The organism is Cellulomonas sp. Root137 (assembly GCF_001426725.1).
Lineage (GTDB): Bacteria > Actinomycetota > Actinomycetes > Actinomycetales > Cellulomonadaceae > Cellulomonas.
Map to the genome: position 1 here is coordinate 865,091 of NZ_LMFG01000001.1, position 12,905 is coordinate 877,995.

The 12,905-nt window shown below is 73.0% G+C and carries 10 protein-coding genes; 7 read left to right on the top strand and 3 right to left on the bottom strand.

The genetic code is table 11. The annotated features are described in order from the left end of the window. Positions 1 to 8: 8 nt before the first annotated feature. Positions 9 to 1,781: an ABC transporter ATP-binding protein gene (locus ASD18_RS04110; RefSeq protein WP_235522252.1), complete on the bottom strand. Its 1,773-nt coding sequence runs from the start codon at positions 1,779 to 1,781 to the stop codon at positions 9 to 11. A 223-nt stretch (positions 1,782 to 2,004) separates the two neighbouring features. On the opposite strand from ASD18_RS04110, the gene ASD18_RS04115 reads away from it, so the two are divergent. Genes ASD18_RS04115 through ASD18_RS04140 form a run of 7 tightly spaced genes read left to right on the top strand, consistent with a single transcriptional unit; the run spans position 2,005 to position 10,260 of the window. Beyond that, on the top strand, positions 2,005 to 3,396 hold the full coding sequence (locus ASD18_RS04115; RefSeq protein WP_235522363.1) for an aminotransferase class V-fold PLP-dependent enzyme: 1,392 nt from the start codon (positions 2,005 to 2,007) through the stop codon (positions 3,394 to 3,396). Next, positions 3,393 to 4,649 (top strand): lysine N(6)-hydroxylase/L-ornithine N(5)-oxygenase family protein, encoded by a 1,257-nt coding sequence (locus tag ASD18_RS04120; protein WP_056087029.1) that lies wholly within the window; start codon positions 3,393 to 3,395, stop codon positions 4,647 to 4,649. The genes ASD18_RS04115 and ASD18_RS04120 overlap by 4 nt, the downstream gene beginning before the upstream one ends. Further along, positions 4,646 to 5,176, top strand: coding sequence for a GNAT family N-acetyltransferase (locus ASD18_RS20670; protein ID WP_082573517.1), 531 nt, complete (start codon positions 4,646 to 4,648; stop codon positions 5,174 to 5,176). The genes ASD18_RS04120 and ASD18_RS20670 overlap by 4 nt, the downstream gene beginning before the upstream one ends. Beyond that, on the top strand, positions 5,173 to 6,927 hold the full coding sequence (locus ASD18_RS04125) for an IucA/IucC family siderophore biosynthesis protein (protein WP_082573519.1): 1,755 nt from the start codon (positions 5,173 to 5,175) through the stop codon (positions 6,925 to 6,927). The genes ASD18_RS20670 and ASD18_RS04125 overlap by 4 nt, the downstream gene beginning before the upstream one ends. Continuing rightward, positions 6,924 to 8,945 (top strand): penicillin acylase family protein, encoded by a 2,022-nt coding sequence (locus tag ASD18_RS04130; RefSeq protein ID WP_056087032.1) that lies wholly within the window; start codon positions 6,924 to 6,926, stop codon positions 8,943 to 8,945. The genes ASD18_RS04125 and ASD18_RS04130 overlap by 4 nt, the downstream gene beginning before the upstream one ends. Beyond that, a complete protein-coding gene (locus tag ASD18_RS04135; protein ID WP_056087035.1) occupies positions 8,942 to 9,487 on the top strand; it encodes a GNAT family N-acetyltransferase in 546 nt (181 codons plus the stop codon). The genes ASD18_RS04130 and ASD18_RS04135 overlap by 4 nt, the downstream gene beginning before the upstream one ends. Continuing rightward, the gene (locus ASD18_RS04140) at positions 9,484 to 10,260 is read left to right on the top strand and encodes a siderophore-interacting protein (RefSeq protein WP_056087038.1); all 777 of its coding nucleotides are present in this window, start codon (positions 9,484 to 9,486) and stop codon (positions 10,258 to 10,260) included. Before ASD18_RS04135 ends, ASD18_RS04140 begins: the two co-directional genes overlap by 4 nt. Positions 10,261 to 10,285: 25 nt before the next feature. Here ASD18_RS04140 and ASD18_RS04145 read toward each other — a convergent pair whose 3' ends face one another. Together ASD18_RS04145 and ASD18_RS04150 are read right to left on the bottom strand one after the other, a co-directional pair. After that, entirely contained in the window at positions 10,286 to 10,732 is a 447-nt protein-coding gene (locus ASD18_RS04145; protein ID WP_056087041.1) for a pyridoxamine 5'-phosphate oxidase family protein, read from the bottom strand. Continuing rightward, positions 10,729 to 12,792, bottom strand: coding sequence for a (Fe-S)-binding protein (locus ASD18_RS04150; RefSeq protein ID WP_056087044.1), 2,064 nt, complete (start codon positions 12,790 to 12,792; stop codon positions 10,729 to 10,731). The genes ASD18_RS04145 and ASD18_RS04150 overlap by 4 nt, the downstream gene beginning before the upstream one ends. Between the last annotated feature and the right edge of the window lie 113 nt (positions 12,793 to 12,905).

Consider the following 12,905-nt stretch of genomic DNA (forward strand, 5'->3'; position numbering starts at 1 on the left):
CTGAGCGGTCAGACCTGCTGCGCGCGCTGCAACCGGGCGTAGCGGCCGTCGGCGGCGAGCAGGTCCTCGTGGGTGCCGACCTCCACGACGCGGGCGTCGTCGAGGACGACGATCCGGTCGGCGGAGCGGATAGTCGACAACCGGTGCGCGACCACGAGCGTGGTCCGCCCGCGCATCAGCCGGGCCAGGGCCTCCTTGACGGCGGCCTCCGACTCCGGGTCGAGCGCGGACGTGGCCTCGTCCAGGAGCAGGATGCGGGGGTCGCGGACCAGGGCGCGGGCGATGGCGATCCGTTGGCGCTGGCCGCCGGACAGCCGGGCACCGCGCTCACCCACCACGGTGTCCCAGCCGTCGGGGAGGGCGTCGACGATCTCCGCGGCGTTGGCGTCGACGAGCGCCTGGCGGACGCGCGCGTCGGTGGCCTTCGGCATGCCGTAGGCCACGTTGTCGCGGATGGACCCCTCGAACAGCACCGACTCCTGGGGCACGACGGACACGTGCCGGCGGACGGAGCGCAGGTCGAGGTGGGCGGTGTCGACGCCGTCGAGGAGCAGCCGTCCGCCGGTGGGGCGCAGGAACCCGAGCGCGAGGTTGAGCACGGTGGACTTGCCGGAGCCGGACGGGCCGACGAACGCGACGGTCTGCCCGGCCTCGATGTCGAGGTCGATGCCGTCGAGCGCGTCGGTGTCGGCGTCGGGGTACCGGAAGTGCACGTGCTCGAGGGTCAGCCGGCCCTCCACGTGGTCGACGCGGGGCTTGCCGGCGTTCTCCTCGAGGTCGGGCTCCTGCATGACCTCCGCGATGGACCGCACGGACTCGAGGCCCTTGGCGCCGATGGGCAGGAGCATGAGCAGGCCGGTCACGGACCCGGTGATGAGCGCGAAGTACGAGCTGAGCAGGACTACCTGCCCGGGGGTGATCGTGAGGAACCCGGTGATCGACACCCAGGCGGCGAGTACGAGGCACAGGACGCCGAGCAGCTGCAGGCTGACCCAGCTCAGCGACGCGAACCGCCCGTTGAGCACGTCGAGCCGGTAGCCGGCGGACCGCACACCCTCGGCGCCGACCGCGACGCGCTCCTCGGCGGTGGCCTCGAGGCCGTGCGCGCGGGTGATCGGCATGAGCGTGGCCATCTCGCCGACGCGGGCGGAGAAGTGCTCGACCTCGCGGCGGAACGACTCGTTGCGCTCGCGCGAGCGGCGCGCCAGCACGAACCGCAGCAGGACGGCGAGCGGGATGGTCAGCGCGTAGACGGGCAGGAACTCGGGGACGGCCAGGGCCGTCATGACGATCGCTCCGAGCATCACCATGGTCGCGGACAGCAGCGGGTGGGCGATCTGCTGGAGCATCACCTCGACGTTCTCGACGTCGCGGACCACCTTGGTCTGCACGATCGACGCGCTCACCCGCGAGTGGAAGCCGATGGACAGGCTCTGCAGCCGCGCGGTCAGGCCGTTGCGCAGGTCGGCGCCGATCTGCCGGACCGCGCCCATGAACAGCTTGGTCCACTGCACGTGGTTGGGGTAGTTCTGCAGCAGCGCCGCCACCGCGATGGCGGCCCATAGCCACAGTTCGCTGGTCGGGCCACCGGCGACGACGACGTCGATGACCTTCCCGGTGATCACCGGCATGAGCCAGAGCGGGACGTCCTTCATGGTGAAGAACGCGACGGCGGTCAGCACCCGCCGGCGGTGTGCGCCGAGCAGCCGGACGACGGACCGGACCGGGTGGTTGCCGTCGATGTCGATCACGGCGAGGTGCGGGTGGGGGCCGGCTGTCACGGGTTCCATCGTGACATCCGCGACCGCTCGGGGGATAGCGCCTTCCGAGATGAGATCGCATCGATTCGACGACGGGCCGCGTGGACGGTGGGTTGACGCGTGTCCGGATTCCGCTACCTTAGGCAAGGCTTACTTAGGATCACCTAAGAAGTTTCGCCGAGAAGGGGCTCTCCGCGTGCACGAGCTGTTGTCCGCCACGTCCGCCGACCGCTACGTCGAGCAGATGCGGGAGACCGTCGACCGGATCGCCGGCCGCCTGCGCGACACCCCGCAACCGTTCTCCGGCGCCAGCCGTGAGCAGCTGCAGGACCTGGTGGACGCGGTGGACCTGGATGCGGACGGGCTGGGAACCGCGACGGCCCTGCGGGAGGCCGACGACCTCGTCGGCGAGCACGCGGTCTGGTTCCACCACCCCGCCTACGCGGCGCACCTCAACTGCCCGGTCGCAGTGCCGGCGGTGGCCGCGGAGGCGATCATCGCGGCGGTGAACCCGTCGCTGGACACGTACGACCAGTCGACGGTCGGCACGCTGATGGAGCGCAAGCTCGTCGACTGGACGTGCGGGCGGATCGGGTTCGCCGCCGGGGACGGGGTGTTCACCTCGGGCGGCACGCAGTCGAACCTGCAGGCCCTGCTCATGGCGCGGGACGCGGCCGGCGCGCAGGGGAACGGGCTGGTCATCCTCGCCACCGCGTCCAGCCACTTCAGCGTCCAGAAGGCCGCGCGCCTGCTCGGGCTCGGCGACGAGTCGGTGCTCCTGGTCCGTACCGACGCTCACGGCCGCATGGACCCCGCGGCGCTCGCCGGCGCGCTCGACACCCTGGCGGCGATCGACCGGGTGCCCATGTGTGTCGTCGCGACCGCGGGCACCACCGACCGGGGCCGGATCGATCCTCTCCAGGCGATCGCCGACGAGTGCGACCGGGCCGGCGTGTGGCTGCACGTGGACGCCGCGTACGGGTGCGGGCTGCTGGTCTCGCCCACGCGCCGGCACCTGCTCGACGGGATCGAGCGGGCCCGGTCGGTGACCGTCGACTTCCACAAGAGCTTCTTCCAGCCGGTGTCGTCCAGCGCGGTGCTGGTGCGCGAGCCGGCGGACCTGCGGCACGTCACCTGGCACGCGGACTACCTCAACCCGGCCGACGCCGAGGAGCCGAACCAGGTGGACAAGTCGCTGCAGACGACCCGCCGGTTCGACGCGCTCAAGCTCTGGACCACGCTGCGGGCGCTCGGCGCGGACGGCATCGGGTCGATGTTCGACGCGGTGCTGGACCTGGCCGCGCGGGTGCACGACGAGCTGGAGCGGGACGTCGACTTCGAGCTGATCGGCCGCACCCAGCTGAGCACGGTCCTGTTCCGGTACCAGCCGGTCGACGTCACGGACGCGCAGGCGGACCGGTTGGTGCCACTGGTGCGGCGCGTGCTGTTCGAGTCGGGACGGGCTGTCGTCGCCAAGACCGTGGTGGACGGGCGTCCGTGCCTCAAGCTCACCCTGCTCAACCCCGACACCACGCTGGACGACGTGCGCGCGGTGCTGGAGCTGGTCCGCGGAGCGGCCTCCGCGCTGGTCGAGCGCGACGACCTGGTGGGCGCGGCCGAGGTGGGTGCCCGATGAGGGTCCACGACGTCGTCGGCATCGGCATCGGGCCGTTCAACCTGGGCCTCGCCGCGCTGAGCGCGCCGGTCGAAGGGCTGGACGCGGTGTTCCTGGACGCGGCGGACGAGTTCCGCTGGCACCCCGGGATGATGATCGAGGGCGCCACGATCCAGGTCCCGTTCCTCGCGGACCTCGTCTCGATGGCGGACCCGACCTCGCCGTACTCGTTCCTCAACCACCTCAAGGCGACCGGGCGGCTCTACCCGTTCTACATCCGCGAGAGCTTCTACCCGCTGCGTGCGGAGTACGACGCCTACTGCCGGTGGGTGGCCGCGCAGCTGCCCTCGCTGCGGTGGGGTCGGCGCGTGGTCGGGCTCGAGCAGGAGGGCGACCACTACGTCGTCACCACCGACCGCGGCGAGACGTACCGGGGCCGGCACGTCGTGCTCGGCGTCGGGACCCAGCCGGTGCTGCCGGAGACCGTGCGGGGTCCGGTGGTGCACAGCGCCGACTACCTGACCCACCGGGACGCGTTGCGCACCGCGGGGTCCGTCACGGTGGTCGGCAGCGGGCAGTCGGCGGCGGAGATCTACCGGGACCTGCTGGGCACCACGCACCGGCTGGACTGGGTGACGCGGTCGCCGCGGTTCTTCCCGATGGAGTACACGAAGCTCACGCTGGAGCTGACCTCCCCGGAGTACACCGACCACTTCCACGCGCTGCCGGCGGACCTGCGCGCACGGCTCGGTCGCGAGCAGCGGTCGCTCTACAAGGGCATCAGCGGGGACCTGGTCGACGACATCTACGACACCCTCTACCGGCTGAGCCTCGACGGCCCGGTGCCGACGACCCTGCTCACCGACACCGAGCTGCTCGGCGCGACGTGGGACGCCGGCGCGTTCACCCTGACCCTGCGGCACGCCCAGCTGGGCGAGGTCTACGAGCGCCGCACGGACGCGCTGGTGCTGGCCACCGGGTACGCCGCGCAGGTCCCCGACTTCGTGCTCGGCATCCGGCACCTGCTCGACTGGGACGACACAGGTCGGTTCGCGGTCGCGCGCGACTACTCGGTCGACGGCGGCCGCGGGCAGGTGTTCGTGCAGAACGCCGAGGAGCACACCCATGGCCTGACCGCGCCGGACCTGGGGTTCGGGGCGTGGCGCAACTCGTCGATCCTCGCGTCGGTCACCGGCCGGGAGGTCTACCCGGTCGAGCGGCGGATCGCGTTCCAGGAGTTCGGCGTGCCGGCGGACGCGGTGGTGGCGCGATGAGCATCCGCATCCTCCCGCTCGACCGGCACCGGTACGCGCCCCTGGTGCAGTCGTGGCTGGCACACCCCGCGTCGGCGTTCTGGCAGATGGGCAACCTGTCTCTCGACGACGTGCGCGACTACCTGGCCGGCGTCGCGGCCGACCCCCGGCAGGACGCGTGGCTCGGGTTCGTCGACGACGAGCCGACGTTCCTCGTCGAGACCTACGACCCGACGGTCCTGCTGCTCGCCGACGCGCCCGAGGTGCGTGCCGGGGACCTCGGCATGCACCTGCTGGTCTCCCCGCCGGCCGGGGTGCCGGTGCACGGCCTCACCTCGGCCGTCATGGAGGCGACCGTCGCGTTCTGCTTCGACGAGCTGGGGGCGGAGCGGGTGGTCGTCGAGCCCGACGTGCGCAACGCGCGGATCGCGGCGAAGAACGCCGAGGTCGGGTTCCGGGTGCTGCGCGAGATCGAGCTGCCGGGCAAGCGCGCATCGCTGGCGGTGTGCACGCGGCACACGTTCGCGGCTGTGGGGAGCCGACGATGACCGAGCTGCTCACCCGACCGACCCTCGCGCCGCACCTCAACCCGGTGGCCATGGCCGTCGCGCACCGGCACCTGGTGACCAAGGCGCTGTCCGAGTTCGCGCACGAGCGGTTGCTCGCGCCCACCGCGGATCCGACGGGCTTCCGGGTCACGTTGGGGGACGTGGTCTACCGCTTCCGCGCCCGCCGGCTGGCGCTCGAGCACTGGGCGATCGACAAGGAGACCGTCACGCGCACCGTCGACGGGACGGATGCCGAGCTCGACGCCCTCGCCCTGGTCCTCGAGCTCCAGCCGCTGCTCCAGATCCCGGACGCGCTGCTCGCGGTGTACCTGGAGGAGCTGTCCTCCACGCTGGCCGGCGCTGCGTTCAAGGCGTACCACGGCGGACCGTCGTCGACCGACCTGCTGCACGCCGACCTGCCGACCATCGAGCGCGCGATGACCGAGGGGCACCCGTCGTTCGTCGCCAACAACGGCCGCATCGGCTTCGGGGTCGAGGAGCACGCCAGGTACGCGCCCGAGGCCGGTGCCCCGATCAGGCCGCTGTGGCTCGCGGTGCGCAAGGCGTCGAGCCACCTGGCGCTCGGGACCGGGCTGGACGAGGACGCGTTCTACCTGGACGAGCTGGGGGCGCGGACGCTCGACCGGTTCGAGTCCGTGCTGCGGGCGGAAGGCGCGGACCCGGCCGACTACCGCTACCTGCCGGTGCACCCGTGGCAGTGGGAGCACCGGGTGGCCGTGACGTTCGCCCCCGACGTGGCCCGCCGCGACCTGGTGCCGCTGGGCCACGGGGACGACGAGTACGTGGCGCAGCAGTCCATCCGGACGCTTTTCAACACCACGAGGCCCGACCGGCACTACGTGAAGGTCGCGCTCGCGATCCAGAACATGGGGTTCCTCCGCGGCCTGTCACCGGCGTACATGCGGCACACCCCCGCGATCAACGACTGGGTGTTCGACCTGGTCGGCGACGACCCGACGCTCGCGGAGTGCGGGTTCGAGGTGCTGCGCGAGCGCGTCTCGATCGGCTACACCGGCGACGTGTACCACCGGACGCCCGCGTCGAACCCGCACCGCAAGATGCTCGCCGCGCTCTGGCGCGAGAGCCCGGTGCCTCTGGTCGGGCCGACCGAGCAGCTGGCGACGATGGCCGCGCTGCTGCACCGGGACGCCGACGGCCGCGCGTTCGTCACGGCCTCCGTCCGGGCGTCGGGACTGACCGCGCAGGACTGGGTCCGGCGTTATCTGCGTGCCTACCTGCGCCCGCTGGTGCACTGTCTGCTGGTGCACGACCTCGCGTTCATGCCGCACGGCGAGAACCTCATCCTCGTGCTCGACGGGCACGCGCCCGCCCGCGTGTTCATGAAGGACATCGGGGAGGAGGTCGCCGTGCTCGGGGACCGGCCGCTGCCCGAGAGCGTCGCGCGCGTGCGGCAGGTGGTCGACGACGACGAGAAGGCGCTCGCGATCTTCACCGACGTGTTCGACGGCGTGTTCCGGCACCTCGCGGCGATCCTCGACACGGACGGCGTGCTGCCGCAGGAGGCGTTCTGGGCTCTGGTGCGCGAGTGCGTCGACCAGCACGCCGCGGACCACCCCGGCCTGGAGACCGGCGTCGACCTGGGTGCCGAGCGGTTCGCGCACTCGTGCCTCAACCGGCTGCAGCTGCGGAACACCCTGCAGATGGTGGACCTGACCGACCAGTCGTCGTCGCTCATCTACGCCGGCACCCTCGCCAACCCGATCGCATGACCGTCTTCCGTGACGCCTTCGGCGTGCCCCACGTCCGGGCGGCCGACGCCCTGACGCTGGCCCGTGAGCAGGGGCTCGTCACCGCGCGGGACCGCGGGTGGCAGATCGAGGTGGACCGGTGGCGGGCCGAGGGGCGGCTGGCCGAGCGGATCGGCGCCGACGGCCTCGAGTGGGACCGGTTCGCCCGTCGGGCGCGGCTGGCCGACACCGCGCAGCGGGCCTACGGCGCGCTCGCGGACGAGGACCGGGCCTTCGTGGACGCGTACGTGGAGGGCGTGAACGCCGGCCGCGACCCGGCCGCCCTCGACGCGCAGCTCCGCTCCGCCGTGCCCCACGAACCGTGGCCCACCTGGGTCCCGCTCGGGATCATGCTCGTGAACCACGCGCTGTTCTCGATGTTCCCGCGGCTGCTCTGGAACGAGCACGTGCGCGTGACGCTGGGCGAGGACGCGATCGACCTGTTCGACTCCGCCGAGCCCGAGAGCTCCGGCTCCAACGCGTGGGCGCTGCACGGGTCCCGGACCGCGTCCGGGAAGCCGCTGCTCGCGGGCGACCCGCACCGGATGATCGAGCTGCCGGGTGTGTACCAGCAGGTCAGGCTCGCGTGCCCGGAGTTCGACGTGCTCGGGCTCGCGTTCCCGGGGGTGCCGGGCGTGCAGCACTTCGGGCACACCGGGACGGCCGCGTGGGGGATCACCAACGCGATCGCGCACCACGTGGAGGTGTTCCGGGAGCGGCTCTCCGACGACGGGCGGTCGGCGCTCGGCCCGGACGGGTGGGCCCCGGTCAGTCGGCACGAGGAGACGATCCGCGTGCGCGGTGGCGCCGACGTCGAGGTGGACGTGGTCGAGACGGACCGCGGGCCGATGGTGCTCGACGGGCTGAGCATCCGGTTCCCCGCACGCGTCGCGTCCGACGTCGGCTTCTCCTGCCTGCTGCCCCTGCTGCGCGCGCGGACGGCCGGCGACGTGGTCGAGGCGCTGCGCGGCTGGGTCGACCCGGTCAACCGCGTGCTCACGGCCGACGCCGACGGCACGGTGCTCAGCCTCGACGCGGGCCTCGTCGTGACCCGGGCAGCGACGGACCGACGCCTGCCGCACGACGCCTGGTCGGAGGCGGCGCGACCGGCCCCGTGGCACGTGCTGGCGGAGCCGACCCGTGTCGCGGACATCGCGGTCGACGCCAACGAGCGGCCTGCCGACGGGCAGCGCGACCTCGGCCGCGCGTACGTGGCACCTCACCGCGCGCGGCGGATCAGGCAGCTGCTCGACGGAGGCGGACCGTTCGCGCCCGCCGACCTAGCCGCGATCCACGGCGACACCATGCAGGGCAGCGCCGACGAGCTGCTGCGCTGGGTGAGGCGGGCCGACGGGCTGTCCCCGGCCGCCGCGGCGCTGCGCGACCGGCTGCTCGCGTGGGACCGGCACATGGGCGCCGAGAGCACGGACGCGGGGGCGTTCGCCGCCTGGCGCACCGAGGTCGCGGAGCTGCTCACCGCCCACCCCGCGCTCGCGCCGCTGCACGCCCCGCACGGTCGCGGCGTGCTGGTCGACCCCTGGCTGGGCGTCGGACCGCGCGTGGCCGACTCGCTGTCCCGGCTGCTGGGCGCGACCGCGCTCGGGCTCGACGGCGACGCGGTGGCCCGCGAGGCGCTGGAACGGGCGGCCGCCGCCCCGGAGACGGGCGAGCCGTGGGGCCATCGCCACCGTCTCCACCCCGTCCCCACCCTGCTCGGCTTCCCCGGCCCCGTCGTCGAGCCGGTCCCTCTCTCCGGCGACACCGACTGCGTCCGCTGCACCGCGAGCGTGCCGGGCGTGAGCGACGTGTCGTGGCGCGGCTCGGTCGCGCGGTGGGTGTGGGACCTCGGCGACCGCGACCGCAGCCGCTGGGGCGTCCCGTTCGGTGCCTCGGGCGACCCGGCCAGCCCGCACGCGACCGACCAGCTGACCACGTGGGCGGCGGCGCGGACGGTGCAGGTCGTCACCGACTGGACGCTGCTGCGCGAGGAGGGGTCGTGAGGCGCGGGGAGGTGGTCGACGAGCGCACGGTCGAGGGCCTGGGCCGGGTCACCACGCGCGTCCTCGACCCGGACGCCGACCTCGACACGATCCACGCGTGGGTCACCGCGCCCGGCACGGAGTTCTGGGGCCTCGGGTCGCTGACGCGCGAGGAGCTGCGGGACACGTACGCGTTCGTCGACTCGCTGCCCACGCACCACGCGTTCCTGGTCCACCGCGACGACGAGCCCGTCGCGCTCCTGCAGGCCTACGACCCGGCCGACGACCCGGTGGGCGAGTGCTACGAGGTGCAGCCCGGCGACGTCGGGGTCCACCTGCTCATCGGCGCGGGCGGCCGTCCCGGTGCCACCACCCGGCTCCTCGGCGCGCTCGTCGCGTTCCTGCTCAGCCGGCCGGGGGCACGTCGCATCGTCGCCGAGCCCGACGTCCGCAACGAGCGCGCCCTCGCGCGCATGACCCGCACCGGCTTCGTCGCCGGACCCGTGATCGAGCTGCCGCACAAGCGTGCGCAGCTCGCGTTCCTCACCCTGGAGAGCCGATGAGCAGCATCACCGTGACGCACGCGCCGAGCGGGCTGGTGCACGCGCACGTCGCGCGGACCGAGCGCGTCACCCCGCACATGGTCCGCGTGACCCTGGCCGGCGACGACCTGCGCCGGTTCGAGTACCGCGGGTTCGACCAGTGGTTCCGGCTCGCGGTGCCGGTCGACGACCACGCGCGGTTCGACAACCTGCCGGACCGCTTCGACACCCGTGCCTACCTGCGCTACCTGGTGCTCCCGAAGTCGACCCGGCCGGTGATCCGCAGCTACACCGTCCGCGCGTTCCGGCCGGAGCTGCCCGAGCTCGACATCGACTTCGTCTGCCACGGCGCCGCGGGTGTGGCCGGTCCGTGGGCCGAGTCCGTCGAGCCCGGCGCGGAGGTCGCGTTCATCGACCAGGGGTGCGGCTGGGCGCCCGTGGCGGCGGACTGGACGCTCCTGGTCGCCGACGAGTCCGGGCTCCCGGCCGTCGCGGGGATCCTCCGGGACCTGCCGCGCGACGCCGTGGGCCACGCGATCGTCGAGCTCATCGACGCCGAGGACGCCCAGGAGGTCGACGCCCCGGCGGGGATGACCGTGCACTGGGTGTCCCGCGCCGACGGCGGGACCGCGCTGGGCCGGCTCCGGGAGCTCGACTGGCCCGCGGGCACGCCGTACGCGTTCGCGGTCGGGGAGTCGACGATCGCGACGGGCGCGCGCCGGTACCTCGTCGGCGAGCGCGGCGTCCCCAAGGCCAACGTCACGTTCTGCGGCTACTGGAAGGCGCCGCGGTAGGAGCGATGCACGGGTGACGACGTCGTCACGCGAGCCAGACCCCGTCGCGCATCACCCAGCGCCCGGCCAGCTCGTCCTCCTCGCGCCACACCTGGATCGTGCGCGGCGTGAGCCGGACGTACGGGAACGGGGTCGTGATCGTGCGCGGGTCGAACCCGGTCTTCGTCGCGAACGCGTCCCCGAGCGCCTCCGGGACGGTCGGCACCACCTCGACCGTCCCGTGCACGAGCACCACGTCCCGGGTCAGCCCGATGCCCGCCTGCACCGACGGGTTGGCGGCGAGGTTCCGGCCGGTGGCGCCGGACGCGGACGTGGCGAACAGCAGCGTCTCGTCGTGCCACAGGAACGACAGCGGGGTCAGGCGGGGTGCGCCGGTGCCGGTGTCGGTCGTCGCCACCCAGGCGTCGACGTCGTGCCCGAGCCGGTATAGGGCGTCCTTGCGGCGCTGCTCGGTGCTGCGGGGACCGATCACGGTGCCTCCTTCACGCGGTCGAGGAGCAGGAGGGCGATGTCGGTGACCTCGGGGACGCCGACGCCTGGCGCGGCCGCGACGCCGTCGGAGAGCATCACCGTGCAGAACGGGCAGGCGGTGGCGACGACGGACGCTCCCGTCGCGATGGCCTCCTCGGCGCGAGCGGTGCCGATGCGGGTGCCGATCGACTCCTCCATCCACACGCGTGCTCCACCGCCGCCGCAGCAGAACGCCTGCTCGCGGTTGCGCGGCATCTCGGCCAGCTGGACGCCGGGGATCGCGCCCAGCAGCTCGCGCGGCGGGGCGTAGACCTGGTTGTGCCGGCCGAGGTAGCAGGGGTCGTGGTAGGTGACGGTCCGCTCGTCGGTCGACGGGAGCGGGGTCAGCCGCCCGTCCGCGACCAGCGTGTTCAGCAGCTCGGTGTGGTGGATCACCTCGTAGCGGCCGCCCAGCTGCGGGTACTCGCGGGCGATCGTGTTGAAGCAGTGCGCGCAGGTGACGACGATCCGCTGCGCACCGACCTCGTTGAGCATCTCGACGTTGGCGCTCGCGAGCATCTGGAAGAGGAGCTCGTTGCCCGCCCGGCGGGCCGGGTCGCCCGTGCAGGACTCGCCGTCGCCCAGCACCGCGAAGCTGACGCCGGCGGTGTGCAGCAGCTCGGCGACGGCCTTCGTCGTGCGGATGGCCCGGTCCTCGTACGCGCCGGCGCAGCCCACCCAGAACAGGTACTCCACCTCGCTCGCCGACTCCACGTCCACCCCGACCACCGGCACCTCGAAGTCCAGGCCCTTCGCCCAGGCGAGGCGGTTGCGCGCCGGCAGACCCCACGGGTTGCCCTGCCGCTCCAGCTTGCTGAACGTGCCGCCCAGCTCCTTGGGGAACGCCGACTCCATGAGCACCTGGTAGCGCCGCATGTCGACGATCGCGTCCACGTGCTCGATGTCCACCGGGCACTGCTGCACGCACGCGCCGCACATCGTGCAGGCCCAGAGGGCGTCCGGGTCGATGACGCCGGTGCCGAGCAGGTCGAGGCCTGCGTGGTCGGCGGAGCCCGCCTGCAGGTAGGGGGCCGTGGCCGCCGCGTGGTCCCGCAGCGCCAGCGTGACCAGCTTCGGGCTGAGCGGCTTGCCGGTGGCCCACGCCGGGCACTGGTCCTGGCAGCGGCCGCACTCGGTGCAGGTGGAGAAGTCGAGCAGGCCCTTCCAGGTGAAGTCCTCGATGGCGCCGACGCCGAGACGCACGTCGTCGGGCAGGTCGCCGAGCACGTCGACCGGCAGGGGCTGGAGCGGACCGAGGGCCGGTCCACCGGTGGCCTCGCGGCGCGCGTAGACGTTGACGACCGCGAGGAACCGGTGCCACGCGACGCCCATCGTGGGCTGCAGGCCGACGACGACGAACCACGACATCGACACGGCGATCTTGATGGTCGCGACGATGACGACCGCGTTCTCCAGCGTCGCCGTCGGCAGCCCGGCCCACGCCGACCCGAACCACGCGGTCAGCGGGAAGTGCCACGCGGCGCCGGCGCCCAGCGCGTACTCCAGCCCGCGCAGGACGAGCACCGCCAGGACCACCGCCAGGACCGTCGCCTCGACGAAGAACGCCTGCGCCTGGTTCGACCCGAAGAACCGCGAGTCCTTCCGGCGGGAGCCCAGCCGGATCCGCAGCACGATCAACGCCAGGATCCCGAGCAGCGACGCCCACGCGATCGCCTCGATCGCCCACTCCAGGGGTGCGAAGTGCCCGATCAGCGGCAGGGCGAACCCGGGATCGACCACCTGTCCGTACCCGGTGACCAGTGTGAGGAACAGCACCGGGAACGACACCATCACCACCCAGTGCGCCACCTTGACCACCGGCTTGTGCTGGAACCGCCCGTGCCCGAGCACCTCGCGCGCCAGCGTCGCCAGCCGCGGACCCACGGGGGTCCACCGCCCGGACGCCGGCCCCCCGACCCGCACGGTCCGCACGATCGCGCCGATCCCGCGTGCGAACACCGCGACCCCGACGACGGTCGCGACGATCACCAGGACCAGGCACACCACCTGCAGCGCATTCACGCCGCCACGCTAGCGGCGTCGGGCCTGCCGACCGTGGGACCGACCACCCGTGGGAGGAGGCATGGGAATCCGGTTGGTAGAGTCTTGACCAAATCTTCAGTGCATCGCGGGGG

Coding starts and splice junctions, on each gene's coding strand:
- ASD18_RS04120 (WP_056087029.1), top strand. CDS start 3,393: ATGAGGGTCCACGACGTCGTCGGCATCGGCATCGGGCCGTTCAACCTG.
- ASD18_RS04115 (WP_235522363.1), top strand. CDS start 2,005: ATGCGGGAGACCGTCGACCGGATCGCCGGCCGCCTGCGCGACACCCCG.
- ASD18_RS20670 (WP_082573517.1), top strand. CDS start 4,646: ATGAGCATCCGCATCCTCCCGCTCGACCGGCACCGGTACGCGCCCCTG.
- ASD18_RS04125 (WP_082573519.1), top strand. CDS start 5,173: ATGACCGAGCTGCTCACCCGACCGACCCTCGCGCCGCACCTCAACCCG.
- ASD18_RS04130 (WP_056087032.1), top strand. CDS start 6,924: ATGACCGTCTTCCGTGACGCCTTCGGCGTGCCCCACGTCCGGGCGGCC.
- ASD18_RS04140 (WP_056087038.1), top strand. CDS start 9,484: ATGAGCAGCATCACCGTGACGCACGCGCCGAGCGGGCTGGTGCACGCG.